The sequence below is a fragment of the Chondromyces crocatus genome (assembly GCF_001189295.1).
GTDB lineage: Bacteria > Myxococcota_A > Polyangia > Polyangiales > Polyangiaceae > Chondromyces > Chondromyces crocatus.
The window spans coordinates 3,201,107-3,222,834 of record NZ_CP012159.1 but is presented as its reverse complement, the minus strand read 5'-3'; the positions used below and the strand labels follow the sequence as shown (position 1 = coordinate 3,222,834).

Here is a 21,728-nt window from a genome sequence, read left to right as displayed (position 1 = left end):
GGCGCATGGATTTCCAGTTCTCAGCCCTCGCGCTCACTGCCCTGAGTTTCTGCTGTGCGTGCGGAGGAAATGCGGCTGCCCCTGCGCCCAAAGCGCCCGACACGGAGAGTTCGAGTCAGGCAGCCGTCGAGAAAGAGCCCTCTCCCGAGGACGTCGCCGCAGAGGCCAAGAAGAAAGCGGACGAGGAGGCGGCCAGGCGCGTGCCGACGCAATGCGCGGAAGGCGTTGGCGATGGGAAGCTGTGTCTGCCTCCTCCGGCATTCGCGAAGCGACTTTGCCAGGGCTTCCATCCCGACGTCGCACTCACCCTGCTGGGCAAAGGGACGCCATTCAGCCGAGGCTATGTCGCAGGGGACATCGAGGCATGGAACGCGTCCGGAGGGATGTCGTCGAATGACAAGCTCGCCTTCGACGAGGAGGTGCTGATTCTCATGCATCGCTCCGCCGATACGGGAGGGATGATGGTGAGCGGGGCGAGCGGTGGTTACGACGTGCTGAGGTGGGACGGGACGTGTGCCTCCCTGTCGGGCGGTGAGCTGCGGATGAAGGTCCAGGTGAAGCCGAAGTTCCCTCCCGTTCCGTGGAAGAGCCTCGACGAGAAGACCCGCACTGCGCTCGAGGCCGACGAGAAGGTGGGGAAGGCCGTCGGTGACCGCCGGCGAGAGTGCAAGGGTGCCACGATGGGCTCGGTGTCGCAGAAATGCGAGAAGGCCGACAAGGTGATGAGTCAGGTCATCGTGGAGTATGTGCGAGGCGGGGGAGCGCTGCCTGAGCTCGGCCTGCTGCCCCCGTGAGGGTCGACGGACACAGCGCTTGCAGGTGCGTGAGCGTGGAGGTCGTGAAAGGGTTGAGGCGTGGATGAGAATCCCCGGGGCCCAGATGATCCACCCCCCTGGTTCTTCAGTTCCCCTCCCCCAGGCAGCTATCCCCCTGTCCCCGAGGTGACTCCCGCAGAAACTGCCTGGCGTGAGTTATGCAATCTGCCCGTCGAGATCGCTGGGGGCAGAGGTTGTCATGGGTCGAAACGCCGAGATCACCCGGAACTTCTACAACGCCTACAACCGTCGGGACTGGGAGGCGCTCTCCGCCCTCCTGTCCCCTGCCGTGGAGTGGTTCCACGCCGCACGGGGAGAGCTGATCCGGGGTCGAGAAGCCGTCACGGCACTGCTGCGAAGCTCCGCAGAGGCCTTTCCTGGAGCGCAGGTCGAGCTGACCAGCGTGCACGAGGCCGGAGCAACGGTGGTGAGTGAGTGGATCTACGTCGGCGAGACCGAAAAGACCGCGGCCCCCACGGCGATGGCGTGCGACGTGAAGCAGCTCCGGCAAGGGAAGCTCATCCGAGGAGCGACGTACGGAGATACGTTGCAGATGCTGCTGGAGCTCCCCTCCCCGGCGACTTCACCAGAGCCATCCCGGGACGCGGCACCTCAATCCCAGGCGCCTCTGTCCGCCATCATCCCCGCAGCGCCGAGAGCGCCATCGATCCGTTTCCGGGCGGCCTGAATCCAGCCGTTCCCACCGTTCGGTCGGTGGGGCGAGGATGGGCTGAGGCGAGTGTAAGAGGATTGACAAATTGCGTCTCCAAGGTCAGATTGGGGACGTCATCGAGCTGTCTCGAAGGCACCACGGGGGCGATCGGCTTCGACGTGGGGACTGAAGGTTCATCTGCGTGCGGCGGCTCCTGCTCCGCCACATCAAGCGGGACGTTATAAGTGCGAACGACAACGCCTACGCTCTCGCAGCCTAAGAAACTGTGAGACATCCAAAGGGAAGATCGTCCTGGTACCCCGCGGGTGAAAACCACTAGGGCTGGGTTGCGCGAGGGAGCCCTCGATAGCGCCGCCGAGATTAGTGAGGGATAGGTCGTGGCCGAATCCACGAACGCGGTCGTCGGCGTATAGACGACTACGCACGTGAATGAAGGTGTTCTGGATGCCTTGCGGACCCGGGTTCGATTCCCGGCGCCTCCACCTGTTTTGCTCGTGGTTTTTTATCTTTTGTGCCCTGATTGTGACCCGATAAATTTCGTGGGGGCATAACTCACCGTTCTGGCGGTGAGTTACGACGCCAGCACGCGGGGACTCTCAAGGTCGCTTGGTTGTCGGGCACGTGTGTCCGTCGCCACGCACCCAGGCCGGCGGGTGCGGCTGGGTTCGTAGGGTCGTGACGACACCCGAGGTCCCCTTGCCGGAATTTCTTTAAGGGGTGTGCCAGGGATATAGCGGCCCAGTCTGCTAGGCCGATACGAATACCTTGCCGCCCGTAGACGGGGCGGGGTGCTGGCTCCCTTCCGGAATGGACAAGGCTCTCGTGCTCGCGCGCCGTGGAGTCTTTTGCGCTCTGCTTCAGCGCTCGGTAACGCGAAAGCTCCCGTTCACTTCCACGAGCCTTCGCTCGTCGAGCAGTTCTTGGATGGCGCTGAGCTTCGTGGTTCGCGTCCCTGGTACGCGCTCACAGATGCCGTTCTTACTAGCGATGCTGCCGTGTCGGCGGACGACGTCGAGAATGTGCCGTTTCAATGCCTCAAACCGCTCGGCCATGGCTTCGGCACCGCTGTCGCTGGGCTCGGTCTCTCCGAGCGTTTTGTGGACGACGCGGACACCCGCACGCGGATCGGCGCCGCGACAAACATCCTCGATGACGAGGTAGAAGTCCTCCAGCGCGCCTCCCTCGGCTTCCGCGGCGACCTTCTCGTGTCGGACCAGCTTTGGCTTTCCCTTCTCGCCGAGCATGACGAGCACTGAGCCGCAGGCGTCGAAGATGGCGCTGGAGCCGCGCGGCACCGTGCGAGCATCGGCATGGCTCTCTTTCGGTTTGCCCGAGTGATGGATGATCAGGAAGGTGGTTCCCGTCCTGTCAGAGACGCGGCTCAGCGTGTCGATGCAGTGGCGGATCTTCGAATCGTTCTCATCGACACCAGGCGTGGCGCCCTTGAGCGCGTCGATGATCACGAGGTCTACCCCTTCACAGGCTTTGGCGTAGGCATCCTCGGCGTCAGCAAGGTTGAGATAGACCGAAGGATAAACAGAGACCTGCAAGCGTCCGTCGATGTCCTCGGGAGTGAGATCCATGCCGAGAGCGAGCCGCTGGTAGCGCTTGAGGGTGGCGTGCCGCCCCTGTTCGTGGTCGACGTGGCGCACGGTGAGGGCGGCTGGGCAGTCGAACGCGCTCCAGACGCGCCGCCGCGCAGAAACTGCGAGCGCAAGGGATTGAGCCGCGAGCGTCTTGCCCGTCGAACCGTAGGCCGCGAGCATGGCCGGCCTGCCCTGGCAGAGCTGAAGGGCGGGCACCAGCCAGCGGGTAGGAGGGAGGCGCGCGAAGATCGTACGCGTGCCGATCCAATGGAAGGGGGCGGGCGATGTCTCGCCCTGCAGAGCCGCGCGCTCCTCCGCGAGGTACTGCCCTTCGGTGAAGCTCACTTGTCCTCCAGGGGCAGGTCCCACGCAGCCATCGGGATGTCGTAGAGTTCGAGCAGGGTCTTTCTGCTTTCGTAGTTGGGCTTGCGCCTGCCCGAGATCCACATGCTGATGGTCGACTGACCGACCCCACACTTTCGCGCGATGCGCACCTCGGAAAACTTGTGCGCGAGGCGAAGCAGTTGCCGCTGTCCCTGCGTCATCATGCCACCTCCTGGTGCTGCGCTTCGCAGCCAGGGCGGTCCCACGCCTCCATGGCGATGTCGAATTTCAGCAGCAGGCTTCGGCGGTTCTCATAATTCGGCTTTCGGCTTCCCCGAAGCCAGCGGCTCACAACAGGCTGGCTGACGTGACATCGGCGGGCGATCCAGGATTCGGTGTGCGCACGCGCGAGGTTGCCGAGTAGAAGTTGACCTTCGGTTTTCATAGGTAAGTCGGCGAAATCGTCTCTGCTCCCGAGCGCTGCTGGTGAGCAGCATGGGGGCGCGTGTTTCATTGCTATTGGCTGAGGAGTTCTGCCGGGTGCTGGGATACGCGCGCGCATCCCAGCGCCCAAGGCGGGGCCCTCGCCGGTGTTTAAGAAGCCCGTGCGGTACGCTACGCAATGCGCGGCGCGGAGATGCGGGCGGGGCTGATGGCCGCTTGCGGCCCGTACTCAAGGAACTGGCCGATTCGATCGAGCGCGAGGTCGCATTGATGCGCCGCGTACTCAACTGCGGTCTCGATTCCCTCCCGTGCTGGCTGGCATCGCTCCCCGGAGGCGAGCCGCCGGAGGATGTAAAGCGCAGTTCCCAGCGCGCGATCCGGAAGCGCCTCACCGAGCTGGCGAAGTTCGGCAAGGGCTGCGCTGCGGTTCATGAGGCGAGGCTCCTGCCCTGCTCGCTCGACGACCCTACGGCTTCGCCCGTAGAGCCGAAGCCTCGTCCTCCCCTGCCCGTGGCCGGAAGCTCCTCCACGTAGGTGAGTTTCGGCGTGATGATCGGGCAGAACACGAGCTGGGCGATCCGCTCCCCTGCCTTGATGGCGAGCGGGTGACCAGAGAGGTTGAAGCAGGCAACAAACAGCTCTCCCGTGTAGCCGTTATCGATGATGCCCTCGGCCACAAGCACGCCGCGGCTGGCCGTGCTGGAGCGCCCCACGATGCGCGTCCAGACTCCCTCGGGAGCCTTGATGCGGATGCCCGTCGAGATATAAGCGGGAGGACCCAGACGGGCGGGCAGAAGAACGTCCTCTGAGGCGCGGAGATCGTAGCCGACGTCGCCCTCGACCTGGGGCATTGCGAGGCTGCCGCACAACTGTTCGCGTACCTGAAGGGCGTCGAGTAGGTCGGGGCAATCGACGTCGCGCTTGTGGCCCGGCCACTTGCCCTGCCGGAGAAGCAGCAGCATCGCGGCATAGTTCATCAGATCGAGGAGCGCATCCTCAACCGACTCGCCCGGGATGGACTCGTGACGGAGCCGAGCAAATTTGTCACTCATACGAAGAAAGACGCCTTGCTCCCCGCTCTCGGCAATATTCGCGCAACCGTATGCTGCATTTTTGGCGCGAAAGGTCTCACCTGCCTTGTGCTGAATGGCGGTGAAGTCTGCGAAAAGCTCCGTTTGGGATATGGAATTCATGAGAGATTTCGTCTCCAGGGGATAAGCACGTCGTCGTGGTCGGGACCGGTCCCGATGGCGACCACGGGGGATCCGGACAGGCGCTCAAGCAGGCAGACAAAGTCCCGGAGGCGCTCGGGCAAGTCCGCGATGCTCACCTCGCCGCGCTGCTGATAGACGCTCCAGTCGAGGTACTGCGCGAAGTTGAGGATGATCTTGGTTGCACCATTCGCACGGCAGGCGTCGACGAAGCCCATTCGACTGAACGTGCAAACCCGCCGGAGCCGCCGCGTCACCGTGGTGAGTTCCGCCTCGTGCAGCTTGCTGATCTCGTCCTCTGGCATGCCGGCAAGTCGGCCGACTGTTTCCCAGGTGGTTTCCCGTGCGTCAGGGTAGAAACCACCGGAGAAGCCAATCACCTCGCTGCCCTTGACGATGTTGCCTACCCGAATGGGATAGGGTCGGACGTTGAGGTAGACGTCGCCCAGAAGCCGGGGGCTCACCCCGAGGTCGTCGAGAGCGCGCGCCGAGGTGCAATTTCGGCTCGTGCAGTGGGGAAACTGTGAGCCGTGATCGATGCTCAGCGCGTACCCTTGGGAGACCTCGTGCAGCGCCGTACCGCCCTCCTCCAGCGCCCGGAGCAGGGCCGTTCTGCACTCGGTCGCCGGGGTCACGTGGGCTCGACCGAGCTCGTGCCAGTGCGTTGCGGCGATCACGTTCGGCTCTCGCAGCATCTTGTCGATCGCCGCAGCGGCCGAGCCTTGCTGGGTCGAGGCAATCGCGAGCAGGCTCATTGCCCCTTGCTCGCGCTCCCGGTGACGAGGCTGGAGCACAACGGCGCGCTCGTGGATCAGCACCTCGGCGCGCGTCCAGCCACTCTCGGTCCTGAGTTGCTCGGCGTCAAACACACTCGCTCCCGTGAGCAGAACCGTACTCACGGAAGGAGCGAGCGAGGCGCTGGGAAGGCATTTGAAGACCCAGCGCTCACCCTGAAGCGCGATCGTATGACCAGCGTTCGGCGCGTTGCTCGCTGAGGCAAAGGTCACACCGTGGCGCTCGGCCAGCCAGAGACAGAACTTCCCCTTCCCGGAACTGCCCCATTGGGCGTCCAGGAGGACATTCACTTTGCTGTCGAGCATGGTCAGGCCGATTCAGGAAGCTCGGGATGACACCAGGCGCATCGCCGCGCCGGGACCACGTTGCCGATGGGCGTAGGCGCCTCCGTCGCCGCGAAGACTTCCGGCGCTTTCAGAGCGACAAACCCTGCACGTTCGGCCGCAAGCAACATTCGAGGGTCATCGTCGAGCCAGACTCCTCCCTGGGCGGCTCCACCGTAGGTGCGGACGAGATCGAGCTTCACGTCGACCGAGGGCCGCGTGTCCGAGCGCTTCCTCATGAGGAGGAACGGCCGTACGTTCGGGTAATGCCGTCCAAGCCATTGCGTCGTGACACGCCACAGAGAGTTCCAGCGAGCGGTCACCAGGAGTAGACGCGGTGCTCCCGGCGAAGCGACGAGGCTGCCCAGCAGTTCTGCAGCCCCCGAAACCGGCTCATCGAGCGCTACCAGCTTCGGATCCATGTAGCGCTCGATCTGCTCTGGCGCGACACCATCGAGGCATGCGCTGTTTGCGCGAGGCCTCAGGTGACGGCGCGCCACGTCGGTGGCTAGGGTGCCGTCGAGATCGCAAACCAGCACCATTCCGCGGCGCTGCAAAGCGCGCTTAGCTCGGTCGAGAGCGATGCTCATGAATATCGCTCCACCGCGTTCGCCGCGGTCGTTGGGGTTGAAGAAAAGCCGAGGGCACCGGCCACATCCTTCTGGGTCATAGCCCAGAGGCGGCGATTGCCCTCGGCCGGCAAGGTGCCGAGGAGCTTGATGATCATGACCGGAAGCTAGAATCGGCCCCCGTGTCTGTCAACTGGAAACTGTCAGACTGACAGACCCCCAGTCGGTAGCCGATGACGCTGACAGCATCCTCTTGTGCCTGGGGATGCTGACAGATAGGCTACTGCACATCGCTCGCCGTTACTGAGCCCACAAATGATGGCCAAGCACACACAGGACGCAGCGTCTCGGGATCCCAAATCACTCGACTCGCTCGCCGATCGACTGCTCCACGCGCTGGAACTGCGCAACATGACTCGGCTGGCGCTGGAGGAGGAGGCGCGCCTGGCGCGAGGCTACGCTTCCAGGATCCTCAAAGGGGAGCGGCTGAAACTGTCGCCCGAGCTGATGAGGCGCATCGCCGACGCCCTACGCATCAACTACGAATGGCTCGCGACGGGCCGCGGCAACCTCGATGACCCGTCCTCGGTCCCCCCTCCCCCATCGCTTTCGGGCACGGCTACGCAGCGCTCCCGGGCGCTCGCCCTGGAGGCGGCGCTCGCCTACCACCAGCACAAGTGGTCGATGCCCACGGTGGCAGCCGCAAGGGCGATGGTCACGCTACCTGATGCCGAGGAACTTCAGCCCCCCCAGTGGGCCGAGATGCTGGACGAGATCGAGGCCGCCCTCGGCAGGATCCAGCTCAAGCGGCGGACTGCGTAGATGCAGGTGCTTCACGTTCCCGCCGCCGGGAGACCTCGGCCAGCACGCGTAGACGCTGCTGGAGCTGGTTGAGAAGGCTGCTCATCCACAGTTCCCCTCGGTTGTTGCACAGCTCATAGAGCAGTTCGAGTTCACGCGCCGTCGCCTCGATCCCTCCTGCGATCGTCGGATCTTCTCCGCCTGATATCGCCAGAAGCAGAAGTTCATCCACCGAGGATCGACTCAGGCTCGTCGGCGTCGCTGTGCGGGGGTCGAGCGTGATCGGCTTAAACGAGACGGGTTGGGTCAAGGCGCACCTCCTGTGTGTGTCGTCGGGCCGGCGAGACGTCCCTTGCCTGGCCCGTCTTTGTTGGGGAGCCCGGAACAACGCAGGGGCGGACCCAGCGTACGTCCCAGGGAAACCTCACACGGAACCACCATGTGGCACATAGACTGTGCCCAGGTGACATCTGACAATTCTGTGCGTAACCAGAAGCGCACCGATAATACGGCGGCTTTCAGAGGTGTCGACAGAAAAATTACGCCCTCAGCATGTATCTACTTCCAGCCACCTTGCGCACATGAACTCTGCCAGCTAGGTTGCGCTCACAGTCTGCCAACACAGCCAACTGACAGACAAGCAATGTGACATGTCCTGCGCTGGAGCAGGGGTTGGACGCTTCCTGCCATCTGCCTTCTCTCTCCTCTGTGCTCGGCGGGTGCAGAAGGCCGAGCCTCGCCCATCAAACACGACCTCGGAGTGGTGCGTATGAATCGAACAGGGGTGCGACAAGGCTATCGCTCTCGACCCGAGTCATCCCGAACGCCAGAGCAGCATGTGGGAGATGCTCCGGACTTCTGGACGGTGGAGGAGGCGCGCCTCTACCTGCGGTTGGGTAGAAAGACACTCTACGCCATGATTCGTGAGGGGACGATTCCGGGTGTCCGTCACTTCGGACGGGCATTGCGCTTGCATCGCCCGACGCTGATTCAGTGGGCAGTAGGTGCCCCTGATCCTCGCTGAGGTAAGCGTTCATGACCGTGCGCAAACGTGGTGGTACGTGGCAAATCGACGTCGTTCTTTGGCGTGGGGGTGAGCGGGTTCGTCTGCGGAAATCCGTCGACGTTCGCACCAGGAACGAGGCTGTTATCCTCGAGCAGCAGGAGCGTGCCAAGCTCCAGCAATACGCTCGGCAGGTCGGTCGGCCGCCTCTCTTCACCGATTTTGCTAAGGAGTTTCTTGAGACCTATGCCTACACCAATAACAAGCCCTCCGAGGTGGAGACAAAGGAATCAATTTTGCGCCTCCATTTGAGCCCGTTCTTTGGTGCTCAGCGCCTTGATTCCATCGGTCCTCAGCACGTCGAACGCTTCAAGGCCAACCAGCTCCGCGCAGGGCTCTCCCCCAAAACTGTCAATAACCAGCTTACGGTGCTTCGCAAAGTGTTTACAGTGGCCAAGGAGTGGGGTCGCCTTCACGGTCTGCCACCGTTCAAGTTGCTCCCCGTTCCTGAGGCGGAGTTCGATTTTCTCACTTTCGAGGAAGCGGAGCGCCTGCTCCGCGGGGCGGATCCCGAATGGCGGCCCATGGTCCTGCTCGCGCTCCGCACCGGTTTGCGGCAGGGCGAGCTGCTGGCGCTGCGCTGGGATGACATCGATCTTGTCTCTGGCCTGCTCAAGGTGCGTCGCGCGGTCGCCCGTGGGATCATCGGGACGCCAAAAAATAAGAAAAGCCGTGAGGTCCCGCTTTCGGACGAAGCGATCGCCGTCTTGCGGGCTCTCCCTTCTCGCTTTGCTAGGGAGTTCGTCTTCCCGGCGGACGGTGGCCGCCTTCTGACCCGTAATGAGTGCAAGCATCCTTTGCGCCGCGCCTGTCAGCGCGCCGAGCTACGTCGTATCGGCTGGCACACACTTCGACACACCTTCGCCTCGCATCTCGTCATGCGCGGCGTTCCTATCAAGGCGGTCCAGGAGCTGCTCGGCCACGCCACCATTGAAATGACCATGCGCTATGCCCACCTCTCCCCAGACATTCGGCGGGATGCCGTCCGGCTCCTTGACAGCCGGGATAGCCAGGCGCGCGAGACCAGCGGCCAGCAGCACAGCGCCTAGCCAGCGCGCGTCTCGCGGCACGGAGCCCGCCCTCCTTCGCTGGCTCGTCCTCGACCTCCGGGAGGCGCTCGAATGCGCCCTCGGCGGTCTCGGGGTGGTGCTCGCGCTCAGGCGTGCGGAGCGTCTGAGGAAGTTGCGGATGGGCCGCTCCCCGCTCGACCTCCAAGCCGAGCGATTCGTGCTCGCGGCCTCGCTTGACGCCATGGCCTTGGAAACGGGCATCGAGCCCGGAGATTTCGCCGAGCCTCTTCATCGTGAGCTCGCCGCTGCTCTTGCAGATGGGAGAGGACTCGACGAACTAAGCGTTGGGGAGGTCGCTGGCTATCTCCGTGGCCTTCGGCGGCTTCACGCTCCGCATGCCGACGTGGTGCCTGCGGTACTTCGGGTAAGCGCTTTGGCCAGACAGCGGCGCGCGCTTCTGACGCTTGAGCACGTTGTCGCGGATCTTCGGCGGCTCGACTGCGATCACGCTCAGGCGCTTACTGAGCTTCAGAGCGCCTTCGAACTACTCGAGGGTGGCCCACAATGAAAATCGTTGTTCGCGATTTTCGCTGTGCCGATTCGCGCAGATGCGAATCTGTTGATACAGCAGCGCTGGTTGGCCTTGGTACATATGACGCTTCTGCGATATTATGATTTTATTGTCATATTGCTGTTGACTAGCTTTGAATCGACGTGGATTGGCGTTTCGGCACTCTGGTGCCACACCAACATGACACCAGCGTCATAACTAGATGTCCTACGCTTGCGTCCTCATCGAGGGACGCGGAGCGATTGGCATTGGTATGTCTTGTGATCCGGTCTCAACCGTGGGCGCCACGATTGGCGCTTTCGTTTCGGCCTAGGAGTTTCGCTGTATGAACACCAACGCAATGACTGAGAATGAAACGCGCATCATCGAGTTCCTTTCGGTTCGCGAGTCTGTCGCGGCCACTCACCTGAAGGTGTATGGCCTCAATACGCGCGCCGCTAACCAGCTGGTGAGCCGGCGGGTCCTCTCGCTGACCAACGGCGTTTATCGGCTCCGTGTGCAGCCCTCTGCTCCTGCACTGGACGAGGGCGTCGCCAGGGACCCTGTTGTTGAGGCGGTGGTCGCTGCACTCGCCCATGTCGGTCCTGCCGAGCAGTGCGAGGCTCCTGAGCCCACTTCGGCCTCGGTGCCCACCACCGAGCCCTCGGCCTCGGAGTCTGCCACGGTTTCCGCCGCCGTTGACGAGGAGGTTGTCTACAGTGAGCCGCCTCCTACCGATCCTGCGCCCCCTGTCGAGGTCGTCTTTGGGGACGCCGCTGCGCCCAAGGGTGGTAGGGCCGGTAAGTCTACGGCCCGTGGATCCGGGGAGAGGCGGGCGGGGAAGCCTTCCAAACCCGCCAAGGCCAAGGTCGCCCCTCCTGCCGTCAATCCGGCCGGCCTGTGCTTGTGCGGCTGCGGCGCCACCGTTGACACCCGGCGCCGCTTTCTCATCGGTCATGACGCCAAGCTGCACTCCCTCGTGCTCCGCGCTCATCGCGGTAAGGCGGACAAGAACGACATCCCCGCGATGGATCCCACCCGCAACTATCTCCAGACCGCCCCCTGGATGACTGACGAGCTTCGCGATTTCCTCGGCATCTGAATCCCTCACAGTTCCACTGATTCCATAACGACGGCTCTATGGCATGTCGCTTGATGTGCATGAGCCGTCTCTGACTCTCTTCATAGCGGAGAGCACTGGCGGTGGAGAAATTGACTATGGATGACTCATTCAATAAGCTAACCGAGAGCACCAGGCAAGTTCGGGCCGAGTTGGTGCAGTCGCCGCGCGCTTGCCCAGTCGCCAAAGCAGGCCTTCCCACGCTGCGGCCCCAGGATCGCCGGCAGTCGACCTGTCTCGGGAGGCCAGCAAAGGGAGGATCTATCAGATGCGCCTATGTGTATTCCCGCCTCGAAGCCATTGAAGATGGTGAACTGGTTGAAGTGACCGCGCATGCCAAAATGGTAGGCTTCACCCTCCCTGTCGTCCTTGCAGAGAACGTGTGGATGCGTTGCGTCGAGCTGACGGAAGCCGCCGAGGCGGCAGGGCTTACCGAAAAAAGTAGGCTCGCGGAGCTACTCTCGGCGGCCTACGCTGCCATCGTTCGAGAGCCTGACGCCATGGCGGTTTGGCTGCACCTCTACGTCGTGTCGGATTCCCCCGATGCGGAGCGAACCGAGCTGAAGCTGATATACGAGCCCGGAGACAACGGCGAGCCAGAGATCACCATCATGTTCGCCGAGGAGGATTGATCCTCGGCACCTGTCTCGCTCGTTGAGCGCCTCATTGGCACGCCTCGTGATTATGCACTCCTCGCCTCGGGGGGCTTCTATGGGCGCTTCTGCCCGGGCTTCCTGGGGCGTGTATTGGGTCGGGTGCAGGGCTATTCGGCCTCGCGCCCGTACCCTCTTTCGGCTCCTCTCTGCCTTGGTTCCGGGCTGTCGGGAGTTTTAGGAGTGCTATGAACGTACGGTCTGGCAGTGCTGTTCCCCCCTCTTCTTGTCAGCATGCTACCGAGCCGGGCGCGCTCGTTAATGTTTCTGGCCCCGCCTCGGAGGTGGGCTTTACCGCCCCCGTCCTCCTCAGCGCTGCCGCGTGGCGCCGCTGCGTCGCTCTGACGGATGCCGGCGACAAGGCTGGTCGTGACGAGGCGCGTCGCCTCCGGGCTCTTCTCGTCGCAGGCCGGGCCGCTATGACCTCCGCTTCTGACGGGAAGGGGGTGTCCTTTCTCCTCCGTGTCATCGTGGGCTCCGGCGTGCCCGAGCCGGTCGAGCTGAAGTTGTTCAGCGGCGTCTTGTCGGACGGCAGGCCGTTTATCGCAATCATACTGGCGGCTGAGCCAGTTATCAGGACAGAGGATTTGCCCTTCCCCTCCGCCCAGCCCGGGGAGCCGTTCGTCGATGTTACCGCGCTCGCCCACGCGGCTGGTGTCGGCCCCTCTGTCACCGTATCGCTTGCGGCATGGCAGGTCTGCGTCGCTCCCCTTCCCGGCGAACAGCCTCAGGGCAGCGAGGTCAAGATGCGCCTGTTCAACCTTCTGGCTTATTTCGGCAGGATCCTCCGCGCTGAGCCGGCGCAGGAGCGCCATCTTGTTCTCTGCGTCCTCAGTGATGATCAGCGGCGCGCCTATGACCCCGAGGACGCCGTGCCCTTTGTTCTTGTGCAGGGCGCGGATAGCTCTGGGCGCTCCACGCTCCTGATCATTTTGGCTCACGAAGACGACCAGGCCGGCCAGGCCTGATACTGCCCTTATTGGCACGTCTCGTGTTTCGCGTTTAGCCGCCGTCTCGGCTCCCCTTCCGGGGGGCCGGGGCGGTTTTGGGCTGGGGCGCTTGCGCCCCAAATCGAGTGCAGCCCGCGGGTGTTGGAGCACCCCGGGCTGCGTGGCCGAACCCCGATCGCACGAGGTCCGACGTGTTTTGTGTATCCCCGCGCCCAGAGAAGGGCCAAGGAATCGATCCGTCTTCTCCCTCACCTTCCACCTCTTCTCCCTCTCGCCCTTCCTTCCCCGCTGTCTTTCCTTCCGCTGCGGAGCTCCTCGGGCATGGCCGCGCCATCCGTCGCGTGCTGGCGCGCTATGGCGTTCGCCCTCCCGATCGCGCCGATCTGCTCCAGGATGTCCTGTTCGCTGCCTGGCTCCGCATCTCCTCGGGGGAGTTCAGGCCCGACCCGGCGGCCTCCCCTTCGCTCGCGCTCCGCGGCTGGATCAAGCGTATTGCCTTTCACAAGGCGACTCACTGGCAGGACCTCGCATGGTCTCGCCTGACTGAGCTGGCGCCCCTCGATCCTCGCGATCTGCTCCCTGGCTACCTGCTTCATCCCGAGCCTTACCTGGAGGCTCGCGAGCTTCTCGCGGTAGTCCGTCGCCTGAATCGCTTTGAGCGCGTTGCGCTTCTCGCCCACGCTTCCGGTCATTCGCTCGAGGAGATCGGCGCCGAGCTACACGTCTCTGTCGCTCTCGTCTCCTATCACCTCGATCTCGGCCGCGAAGATCTGGCCGTCCTCACTGGTGGGGAGGCGTCCCTTTGAGCACTCCCATCAAATCCCCCCGCCGCGTTCCGATCGCCATGCTCCTGCAGGTCATGCCCACCATCCGCAGCGTCTTGCATCGCTATGGGGTCGCTCCTCAGCGCATCGACGATGCGGCTCAGGACATCCTCTTTGCCGCTTGGCGCGGTGTCGCCTCCGATGTCTTTGTCGTCGAACATGGTGGCGATGTTGACCTCGCTCTGCGCCGCTGGATGCACGGCATCGCCTGGCGGCAGGCCTCTCACTACCGCTCAGCCGCGTACCTTCGCCGCGAAGTCCCCTCAGGTCTCGCTGCCGACTTTGCCGATCAACCTGTCTCCTTCCCCGTCGACGAGCAGATGCAGGCGCGTCTGCTTCTCGAATCCCTTGCAGAACACCCTCCGCTTCAGCGCGACGTTGCCGCCCTCATCGCCGTCGGAATGACTCGCCCCGAGGTCGCAGCAAAGCTGGGCATCTCCGTCGGCGTCGTCGGCGAGCGCCTCCGGGAAGTTCGTCAGCGTCTCACCAAGTCGCTCCGACGCAGGGGCAGGACCGGTTGGTAGCTGCCTTGGGGCATCCCCTCGAGGCTGCCCCTTGCTCGCCCGGAATCGCCCCCTGGTGCCCCTTCCAGGGGCTCCGCTTTCCCTGCCCCTACCCTAGTGCTCCCGTCCCCTGCAAGGCCGCGCCTGGCCCATCTTCAGATTCCGTGCTCGGGACTACCTTTGCGCTTCGCGTGCGAACCTCGGGCGCTCCGCCGCGCTGGTTCCTAGGCGGTCGCCCCCCCCTTTAGGGGGGACCGCCGAACCAGCACGCAGCGTCACACCGAACCACTCGAACCAGTCGAAAACCAGCCCCCGAACCGGTTCGAACCAGTTCGGCTCCCTCCAGGGTTCGGCAGGGCACATGCGTCGTCGCGTGCCCCTGCAGAGCTCTCACGGGGCTGGCCTGCCTCTCGGTCGGAGCACTCACGTTGATCCCCTTGTTTGGGGTCTCCTGAACAGTTGGGGGAATCCGAAGGGGGGGGACGTCGCCCGCGCGACGAGGGCCACCCCAGCTCGGAAAACCATCACATAGGTGATAGCCTATGGATTGCGCAACAGGCGCTCCCAGGGCAACACCGGCGAAAGAAATTGCTCCACGCCTCGTTGTCGCTCGACCAGAGACGACACCAGTTTGGAGGTCACGCAGCCTCGGTCACCAAGCGATCAGCAAGATCGCCTAGAATCTCTTCCACGCGGAGCCTCGGTCGACTCCCTCTGATGAACTGTGGCGCAGCCTACTCGGGACAAGCGCTAGAGACAGCGATGATGTACTTGACAAAGATCGCACCAGCACGGCTCGCCCTCTTCGGCCTGCACAAGCCCAGCGGTCGGACCATGGTCGCTCTCACCGGGGTTATGAGCGACGACCTCCGAGAACAGCCGCTCCTGCACATGACTGAACAAGCGCCCCTCTCCTCCGGACGCCTGTGAGCGCGCCAACTCCCATAGCGCGACATCAAGAAGGGCAGGATCGATGCCCCCGACGAACGCTACAATGTCCGGATGAGAGAATACACTATCGTCACGCAAGCTCAATGTTATGGATTCGTGATGTTTTCCACGCTGATGGTCAATCCAGATACTTGGGGCCGTGGGTGAACGATCACCGTGCCAGTGCACCGATAGAGCCGAATCGCCCATCGTGTACGTGGCAACGAGTTCATGCTCAGCCCCACCCGTCACGTCTTCGGCAGAGTCAACACTCTCCATACTTTCCGCGCTGCAAGCGCACACAGAAATCATACCGACCAGACATACAACTCCCGCTACAGTCGAGTTGATGTTCATGCTCAATTTTCCCTTTCTCGGTCGCTGTTGCTGTCAAACAATGAATCATCTACTTATCGTTCTAGCACCATGGGTAGAGGTGAGCATTTACCGCGTCGGGGATCCGTGGCTGCGGCGCTTCTCAGCATCAGCGGAGGAGCGCCATGACAACGCGCATTGCCGAGCGGGTAGCGAAGCGTGCGCGGCGCCCTCGTATCACCATGGCCGGGACGCTCTCGGCGGCGATTCTGGCTGCACCCGTTACTTCCCAGCGCATCGTATGACCGTCAGAGCGACGCCGCGCTGTCGCTCGACCAGAGACTTCGCCAGCTTGGAGGCCACGCCGCCTCAGTCATCAGGCGATCAGCAGATCGCCTAGAATCACTTCCACGCGGAGCCTCGGTCGGATCCCCCTGATGTCTGTCGCGCAGCCTCTACAGGACAAGCGCTAGAGACATTCTGGGGCGTGATGCTTCGCACAAGCATTGCAATAGCACCAACCGCCCTCTTCGGCCTGCATAAGCCCAGCGGTCGGACCGCGCTCGCTCTCATGGTGGTTATGAGCGACGACATCCGAGAACAGCCGCTTCTGCACATGATTGAAGAAGCGCCCCTCTTCGCCGGTCGCCTGTGAGTGCGCCAACTCACCCAGCGCGACATCAAGCAGGGCAGGATCGATGCTCCCGACGAACGCTGCAACGTCCGGCTCGGAGAATACACCACCATCACTCAAGTTCAATGTTATTGATTCACGATGTTTTCCGTGTTGACGCTCAAGCAAAATACTTAGAGCTGCGGACGAACGATCACCGTTCCAGTGCACCGATAGGGCCGAATCGCCCATCGTGTACTTGGCAACGAGTTCATGCTCAGCCCGGCCCGCCACATCTTCAGTAGATTCAACACTCTCAATACTTTCTGCGCTGCAAGCGCACACCGACATCAGACTGACCAAACATACCACTCCCGCCACAGTCGATTTGATGTTCATGCTCAATCTTCCTTTCCTCAGTCGCAATTGTTGTTAACCAATGAATCGATCTACCCATCGAATCAGCGCCATGGACAGACGTCGTCGAGCCAACCATGCCAAAGGTGTCTCATGAAGCGCTTCGGCCACATTTGCCTCCTCACGGAGCACGCCGTCAGGCAGAGGTGAACAATTTCCACGTCGCACACAGGCGACCGCGTCCACCACCGCGTCCACCAGGCGATCTGCAATCGATCTGACCACAACATTGACAGTTCAATCTGTCTAATCGCAGCAGAGCGCGGTGGTCAGCTTCTCAATTCATGACACATGAATGCGCCAGTGCAATGAACATGACCCCGCCTCATCGACGTCCGACGACCTACGTCCCTCCGTGAGACACGCACCGCAAGAGACACCGCTATTTCCATTGCCGACAAACCACCGATGACGTCCTGCGCATCCCGCGTCCAATCGCACTCCATCACACCTGTCATAGTGGCCTGTGCTTGGCTTGACTCATGGACGCCGCACCGCAGGCGACGAGTGAGTGCATCATTTGCCGACATAAGCGCCGCGACGCGATCGAGGCTGCTTTGTCGGGCGGAGTCGATGCGCTAGCCATTGCGCAACGCTTCAGCGTCACCAAGAACGCGCTCCGCAAGCACGCTGCCCACTGGTTGGAGGAGGGCTCCCGCCCCGACCCCCAAAGCAGCGACGCTGGACTCCGCGGGCCTGAGACCAAGACGGCCGTCAGCAAGACGGACCTCAAGAATGTCGCGAACGTCCGAGCGCGTTGTGAGGCCTTGGTCGAGAAGGTTGAGGTCCTGATCCAGCGGGCGGATACGGACGAGGAGATCTCCTGGCGAGAGCGTGCGGCGCTCATCGTGGCGGCGAAGCAGGTCCTTGAACTACTTGGCCGGCTGACTGGGGAGATTGGGCCCGCGGCAGAAGCGACCATCGTCGATTCTCCGCGGTGGAAGCGGATCGAGGGAGCGATTGCCGGTGCCCTCGCCGCCTACCCGGAGGCAGCAGCAGCCGTAGCCAAGGCGCTCGCCGAGCTGGAGGCCGCATGAGTCGGCCCTCGTGTTGCGCGCTTCTCTGCTGGGCTGTCTGCGCAGCCATCGCGTGTGCCATGGTCTCGGTGGCCGCTGGCGAGGAGGTGGAGCTCGGCCTGCTCCGTGGACTTTTCGGGGGAGCCGCGGCTGCGGCGCTTCTCAGCATCAGCGGAGAAGCGCGATGACAACGCGCATTGCCGAGCGGGTAGCGAAGCGTGTGCGGCGCCCTCGGATCACCATGGCCGGGACACTCTCGGCGGCGATTCTGGCTGCATCTGTTGCCTCCCAGCGCATCGTGTGGCCGTCAGAGCGGTATCAGGCCGCGCCAGAGCGCTTCTTTCGCGAGGTGCTCGGCGTGGAGCCCTGGCACAGGCAAGCCGAGGTCCTGGAGGCGCTCGTCCCCGAACGCGCGCGAGTGTCCGTCAAGAGCGGGCATAAGGTCGGCAAGAGCAACCTCGGTGCGGGCGCGGCACTCTGGTTTTACTGCTGTTTTCCCGACGCACGGGTGATCCTGTCATCGGTTACCGACCGACAGGTCAACCAGATCCTCTGGCGAGAGCTGCGGATGCTCCACGCTCAAGCGCGCCATCCGGTCGACGGCAACTTGCACGATCTGGCGCGTACCGGCCTCCGATCCAAGGACTTCCGGGAGGTCGTTGGCTTTACGGCCAAAGAGGCCGAGGCGGTCGCGGGCATTTCGGGCCGCAACCTGCTCTACATCCTCGACGAGGCGAGCGGCATCCCCGACCTCATCTTTGAGGCCATCGAGGGCAACAGAGCAGGCGGCGCTCGGGTGCTCATGCTCGGCAACCCGACCCGGGTGGAGGGAGAGTTCTTCCGGTCGCACAGCGACAAGCGCGAGTTCTACAGGACGTTCACGATTTCGAGCGAAGAGAGCCCCAACGTCCTCCGGGGCGAGATGGTGATCCCTGGTCTCGCCGCGCGTGAATGGGTGGAGGAGAAGCGCCGGGAATGGGGCGAGGAGTCAGCGCTGTTTCAGGTCCGCGTGCGGGGCAACTTCGCACGGCAGGACGCGAGCACCGTCATCCCCCTCTACCTCGTCGATGAAGCCGAGGAGCGCTGGCACGACACGAGGGCCGAGGGACGCCTCCATGTTGGCGTCGACGTCGCCCGGTTTGGGGATGACGATTCGGTGGCCATCCCGCGCCGCGGCAGCAAGGCGCTTGAGGTCGTCGCCTGGAACGGCCTCAATGAGCCGACCCTTGCGGCGCATGTCGTGCAGGTGGTGCGGCGGCATCGGTCCCCGCGGGAGCCCAAGGCAGCGGTCAAGGTGGACGCTTGCGGTGGAATCGGCATCCGCGTCGTGGGGCACCTCCACGCTTACCAAGAGGAAATCGAGGTCATCCCCGTCAATGTCGCGGAACGCTCCCGGCTCCCGGGGGAGTTCCCGCTGCTGCGGGACCAGCTCTGGTTTGCTCTGCGTGACTGGCTCAGGGAAGGGGGCGCCATCCCAGAGGATGCCAAGCTCGCCGCGGAGCTCGTCGCCCCAAGTTCGAGTTCGACGTACGCCAACGGCGTAAGGTCGAGTCCAAAGACGAGCTACGGAAGCGGCTGAAGCGTTCGCCGGACCGCGCCGATGCGCTGGCCCTCTGCGCCTGGGAGCCATCGATCTTTCAGCCCCCGGACGAGGACGAGGACTTCCCCGCCGAACGTGAGCGCGCAGGGGCCTCGGATGCCTACGGTCGAAGCGGCTTCGACGCCTACGCCAGCATCGGCGGGCTCGGAGGCCGGCGATGAGCCTCCGCGCCGCCGTCACGGCCCTCCTCGGGCTCCAGGCCGCCGAGGCCCAAGGTGAAGCCTTGAGGCGCGCCCAGAGCGCCGCACAGCCTCTACGCGACGAGGAGGAGGACGAGAAGGGGTTCTGGTCGCGGTGGTCGCGTCGGCCGCCTCCGCCGACGACCGTCACCCGCTGGTATCTCGCCGACCTCGAGAAGGGGATCCACGAGGCGGACACGGGCGACCTGAGTCGGGCAGCACAGCTCTGCAAGGCGTTGCTCCGGGATGGGGTCCTGCGCGGCGTGCTGTCCACCCGCACCGGGGGCCTCGTACGGCTCCCTCGCCGCTTTTCCGGAGAGCCGGCGATCGTCTCGGGCCTCGCCGGCCGGGAAGGTCGGAGGGGGGTCTTCGAGCGGATGTTCCCGGCGGCGGAACTCGCCCTCCTCGCCGCCGACGGCATCCTCCTCGGTATCGGGGTCGGTGAGTTGCTCCCTGTCGAGGGATGCCCGTTCCCTGTCCTACGCCGCCTCGATCCCGAATGGCTCCGGTATCGATGGGATGAGGACTGCTGGTCCTATCAGTCCGTCACTGGCCCTCAGCGCATTACACCAGGCGACGGTCGGTGGATTCTGCATTGTCCCGGTGGCGAGAGCCAACCTTGGCTCCAGGGCCTCTGGCCGTCCCTTGGTCGCGCTTACATCGCCAAGGAGCACGCGCTGCTCTACCGCGACAACTACTCGGCAAAATTGGCAAACGCGGCGCGGGCAGCCGTAGCGCCGCTCGGTGCGACCGAGCAACAGCGCCGCGGCTTCATCGAGAGGCTCATCGCCTGGGGCCTGAATACCGTCTTCGAGCTTCCGGTCGGCTGGGACGTCAAGCTCATCGAGTCCAACGGCCGCGGCTTTGAAGTCTTCAAGGACACGATCCAGACCGCCAACGAAGAGTCCATCATCGCGATCGCTGGCCAGCTCGTTACCACAAGCGGTGGAGTCGGTTTCGCCAACGCCGATATTCATAAGTCGATTCGTGCCGACCTCATTCAGGGGGATGGCGAGGGGCTCGCCCACACGCTGAACACCCAAGGGCTCCCCCCCTACGTGAACGAACACCATGGGGCCGACGCCCTCGATGCCGGGGTGGCCGTTGAATGGGACACGAGCCCGCCCCAAGATCTCAAAGCGGAAGCCGAGGCCATCAGCGCAGCGGCCAAGGCGATCGAGGACGCCAACCGTGCGCTGCTCCCCTACGGCAAGCGGGTTGATGAGCGCCAGGTCGCGGTGAGGTTCGGCATCCCGATCGCTGGCGACATCGACGGCGATGCACAGCCAGACATCGAGCCGGAGCCGCTCCAGGAGGCCGCATGAGAACTCGTGCCTACGTCTTCCAACCGAAGGACCCGCCGGCCGAAATTCAGCTCTGGAGCGTCGGCCCGAACCCGACGGATTACGGCACGCACCATTGGACCGAGCGGAGCGTCCGGGAAGTCACCGAGGTCTACGAGACCCGGGGCAACCCGCTCCAGATCGATATTGAGCACAACGGCGCCGCGGATGAACGCGAGCAGCGCAGCTCCGACGACCCACCGCCCACGGGAGGCTACGCCTTTCTGGAGATCCGCGCGGGCGCGCCATGGCTTCGGTTCGACTGGAGCGCCTACGCGGTCGAGCAGGTTCGCAGCCGTCAAAGGCTCTTTCTGTCGCCGGAATACGACGTCGACCCCGACACCGGCGAGATCACCCGCCTGGTCCGCATCTCCCTCGTGGGGGACCCGGGCACCCATCACGCACGCATGCTCGCGTCCGCAAAGCGGGTCCGAGCGCAGCACGAAAGGAACGAGAGAGTGACCGAAGTCCTGACGATGATCCTCGCCACCATCGAGGCGGCTTTGGGAGCCGACGATCCCGAAACGGCGAAGGAAATCCTGTCCAAGCTCAAGGCTGAACTCGAGGGGGGTGGGACCAGCGAGCCTGACAGCCAAGGCGAGGCCGTGGAAGCCGAAGGCGATCCGTCGGCCAACAGTGGCGAGAGGGACGAGGAGGAGAAGCCTGTCGCTACGACGACCAAGGCACGGACCAAGGCAACGACCGGGAACATCGATCTTGCGGTGCGCGTCGCGGAGCTGGAGCGGCATGTCGCCCGGGCCGAGGTCGAGCGTTTGGTCGACCAGCATAAGGACCGATTCACCGCCTCGACCCGTGCATGGGCACTGACGCAGCCGCTCCCTACCGTGCAAGGCTTCATCAAGGCCGCGTCAAAGCAGGCGCTACGAGCTCCCGTCACGGCCGCTGCGACGCGCGGAGAGGGTCAGGGCAGCTCGGGCAAACAGGCCGGAGACGAGGCCATCAACGAGGAACTCGACCGCGCCCTCGGTGTCCGTCGCCCTGCCTCAGGGGAGTTCGGCTTCGCCGACAAGCCTATCCAAGGGCTCTATCGGCTCAACGCGCCTACCGCGGCTCAGATCCGCGCGCAGAGGAGGGGGTAGC

24 protein-coding genes and 1 other RNA gene are annotated in these 21,728 nt (G+C 63.7%); 14 read left to right on the top strand and 11 right to left on the bottom strand.

The genetic code is table 11. From position 1 onward, the window contains the following. Positions 1-5: 5 nt before the first annotated feature. The 3 genes from CMC5_RS11980 (at position 6) to ssrA (ending at position 1,973) form a co-directional block, all read left to right on the top strand. A complete protein-coding gene (locus CMC5_RS11980) occupies positions 6-794 on the top strand; it encodes a hypothetical protein (RefSeq protein ID WP_050430533.1) in 789 nt (262 codons plus the stop codon). A gap of 220 nt (positions 795-1,014) precedes the next feature. Continuing rightward, positions 1,015-1,503, top strand: a complete 489-nt coding sequence (locus CMC5_RS11975) for a nuclear transport factor 2 family protein (protein ID WP_050430532.1) — start codon at positions 1,015-1,017, stop codon at positions 1,501-1,503. Positions 1,504-1,627: 124 nt separating this feature from the next. Continuing rightward, positions 1,628-1,973: a transfer-messenger RNA gene (gene ssrA / locus CMC5_RS41590) on the top strand. Between the two features lie 372 nt (positions 1,974-2,345). On the opposite strand, the gene CMC5_RS11970 is transcribed toward ssrA, so the two are convergent. The 7 genes from CMC5_RS11970 to CMC5_RS44345 all read right to left on the bottom strand — a co-directional run bounded on the left by CMC5_RS11970 (position 2,346) and on the right by CMC5_RS44345 (position 6,898). Then, positions 2,346-3,419, bottom strand: coding sequence for an AAA family ATPase (locus tag CMC5_RS11970; RefSeq protein ID WP_050430531.1), 1,074 nt, complete (start codon positions 3,417-3,419; stop codon positions 2,346-2,348). Beyond that, positions 3,416-3,622 (bottom strand): helix-turn-helix domain-containing protein, encoded by a 207-nt coding sequence (locus CMC5_RS11965; protein ID WP_082362406.1) that lies wholly within the window; start codon positions 3,620-3,622, stop codon positions 3,416-3,418. Before CMC5_RS11965 ends, CMC5_RS11970 begins: the two co-directional genes overlap by 4 nt. A 391-nt stretch (positions 3,623-4,013) precedes the next feature. Further along, positions 4,014-4,274, bottom strand: coding sequence for a hypothetical protein (locus CMC5_RS11960; RefSeq protein ID WP_050430529.1), 261 nt, complete (start codon positions 4,272-4,274; stop codon positions 4,014-4,016). Beyond that, on the bottom strand, positions 4,271-5,035 hold the full coding sequence (locus CMC5_RS42385; RefSeq protein WP_050430528.1) for a dUTP diphosphatase: 765 nt from the start codon (positions 5,033-5,035) through the stop codon (positions 4,271-4,273). Before CMC5_RS42385 ends, CMC5_RS11960 begins: the two co-directional genes overlap by 4 nt. After that, complete coding sequence (locus tag CMC5_RS11950) at positions 5,032-6,153, bottom strand: adenylosuccinate synthetase (protein ID WP_050430527.1); 1,122 nt, start codon at positions 6,151-6,153, stop codon at positions 5,032-5,034. The genes CMC5_RS42385 and CMC5_RS11950 overlap by 4 nt, the downstream gene beginning before the upstream one ends. Positions 6,154-6,155: 2 nt before the next feature. After that, the gene (locus CMC5_RS11945; RefSeq protein ID WP_156338499.1) at positions 6,156-6,761 is read right to left on the bottom strand and encodes an HAD family hydrolase; all 606 of its coding nucleotides are present in this window, start codon (positions 6,759-6,761) and stop codon (positions 6,156-6,158) included. Further along, positions 6,758-6,898: a hypothetical protein gene (locus tag CMC5_RS44345; protein WP_156338498.1), complete on the bottom strand. Its 141-nt coding sequence runs from the start codon at positions 6,896-6,898 to the stop codon at positions 6,758-6,760. The genes CMC5_RS11945 and CMC5_RS44345 overlap by 4 nt, the downstream gene beginning before the upstream one ends. A gap of 157 nt (positions 6,899-7,055) precedes the next feature. Here CMC5_RS44345 and CMC5_RS11940 point away from each other — a divergent pair, with 157 nt between their 5' ends. Then, positions 7,056-7,562 carry a helix-turn-helix domain-containing protein gene (locus tag CMC5_RS11940; protein ID WP_050430525.1) on the top strand — a complete coding sequence of 169 codons (507 nt, stop codon included), beginning with the start codon at positions 7,056-7,058 and terminating at the stop codon, positions 7,560-7,562. Here the strand turns inward: CMC5_RS11940 and CMC5_RS44340 are convergent. Continuing rightward, positions 7,543-7,851, bottom strand: a complete 309-nt coding sequence (locus CMC5_RS44340; protein WP_156338497.1) for a hypothetical protein — start codon at positions 7,849-7,851, stop codon at positions 7,543-7,545. The two genes, CMC5_RS11940 and CMC5_RS44340, sit on opposite strands and share 20 nt — an antisense overlap. A 459-nt stretch (positions 7,852-8,310) precedes the next feature. On the opposite strand from CMC5_RS44340, the gene CMC5_RS48940 reads away from it, so the two are divergent. After that, the gene (locus CMC5_RS48940; RefSeq protein WP_082362405.1) at positions 8,311-8,565 is read left to right on the top strand and encodes a helix-turn-helix domain-containing protein; all 255 of its coding nucleotides are present in this window, start codon (positions 8,311-8,313) and stop codon (positions 8,563-8,565) included. 11 nt (positions 8,566-8,576) lie between these two features. Next, complete coding sequence (locus tag CMC5_RS11935) at positions 8,577-9,653, top strand: tyrosine-type recombinase/integrase (protein WP_050430524.1); 1,077 nt, start codon at positions 8,577-8,579, stop codon at positions 9,651-9,653. A gap of 298 nt (positions 9,654-9,951) precedes the next feature. Here CMC5_RS11935 and CMC5_RS44335 read toward each other — a convergent pair whose 3' ends face one another. Then, positions 9,952-10,122 (bottom strand): hypothetical protein, encoded by a 171-nt coding sequence (locus CMC5_RS44335; protein WP_156338496.1) that lies wholly within the window; start codon positions 10,120-10,122, stop codon positions 9,952-9,954. A 388-nt stretch (positions 10,123-10,510) separates the two neighbouring features. Here CMC5_RS44335 and CMC5_RS11930 point away from each other — a divergent pair, with 388 nt between their 5' ends. The 3 genes from CMC5_RS11930 to CMC5_RS11920 all read left to right on the top strand — a co-directional run bounded on the left by CMC5_RS11930 (position 10,511) and on the right by CMC5_RS11920 (position 12,905). Further along, a complete protein-coding gene (locus CMC5_RS11930; protein ID WP_156338495.1) occupies positions 10,511-11,266 on the top strand; it encodes a hypothetical protein in 756 nt (251 codons plus the stop codon). Positions 11,267-11,562: 296 nt separating this feature from the next. After that, on the top strand, positions 11,563-11,916 hold the full coding sequence (locus CMC5_RS11925) for a DUF6573 family protein (RefSeq protein ID WP_156338494.1): 354 nt from the start codon (positions 11,563-11,565) through the stop codon (positions 11,914-11,916). 467 nt (positions 11,917-12,383) lie between these two features. Further along, positions 12,384-12,905 carry a hypothetical protein gene (locus tag CMC5_RS11920; RefSeq protein WP_156338493.1) on the top strand — a complete coding sequence of 174 codons (522 nt, stop codon included), beginning with the start codon at positions 12,384-12,386 and terminating at the stop codon, positions 12,903-12,905. Positions 12,906-13,135: 230 nt separating this feature from the next. On the opposite strand, the gene CMC5_RS44330 is transcribed toward CMC5_RS11920, so the two are convergent. Further along, a complete protein-coding gene (locus tag CMC5_RS44330) occupies positions 13,136-13,567 on the bottom strand; it encodes a hypothetical protein (protein ID WP_156338492.1) in 432 nt (143 codons plus the stop codon). Positions 13,568-13,731: 164 nt separating this feature from the next. Here CMC5_RS44330 and CMC5_RS11910 point away from each other — a divergent pair, with 164 nt between their 5' ends. Continuing rightward, positions 13,732-14,235: a sigma-70 family RNA polymerase sigma factor gene (locus CMC5_RS11910; protein WP_050430519.1), complete on the top strand. Its 504-nt coding sequence runs from the start codon at positions 13,732-13,734 to the stop codon at positions 14,233-14,235. Positions 14,236-15,928: 1,693 nt separating this feature from the next. Here CMC5_RS11910 and CMC5_RS44325 read toward each other — a convergent pair. Then, positions 15,929-16,471, bottom strand: a complete 543-nt coding sequence (locus tag CMC5_RS44325) for a hypothetical protein (RefSeq protein WP_156338491.1) — start codon at positions 16,469-16,471, stop codon at positions 15,929-15,931. Positions 16,472-16,971: 500 nt separating this feature from the next. On the opposite strand from CMC5_RS44325, the gene CMC5_RS11905 reads away from it, so the two are divergent. The 4 genes from CMC5_RS11905 to CMC5_RS11890 all read left to right on the top strand — a co-directional run bounded on the left by CMC5_RS11905 (position 16,972) and on the right by CMC5_RS11890 (position 21,727). Continuing rightward, on the top strand, positions 16,972-17,526 hold the full coding sequence (locus CMC5_RS11905; protein WP_156338490.1) for a hypothetical protein: 555 nt from the start codon (positions 16,972-16,974) through the stop codon (positions 17,524-17,526). A 163-nt stretch (positions 17,527-17,689) separates the two neighbouring features. Then, positions 17,690-19,084, top strand: coding sequence for a hypothetical protein (locus CMC5_RS11900; RefSeq protein WP_156338489.1), 1,395 nt, complete (start codon positions 17,690-17,692; stop codon positions 19,082-19,084). Between the two features lie 178 nt (positions 19,085-19,262). Then, entirely contained in the window at positions 19,263-20,609 is a 1,347-nt protein-coding gene (locus CMC5_RS11895; protein ID WP_050430516.1) for a phage portal protein family protein, read from the top strand. Next, positions 20,606-21,727, top strand: coding sequence for a phage protease (locus CMC5_RS11890; RefSeq protein WP_050430515.1), 1,122 nt, complete (start codon positions 20,606-20,608; stop codon positions 21,725-21,727). The genes CMC5_RS11895 and CMC5_RS11890 overlap by 4 nt, the downstream gene beginning before the upstream one ends. Position 21,728 lies beyond the last annotated feature (1 nt).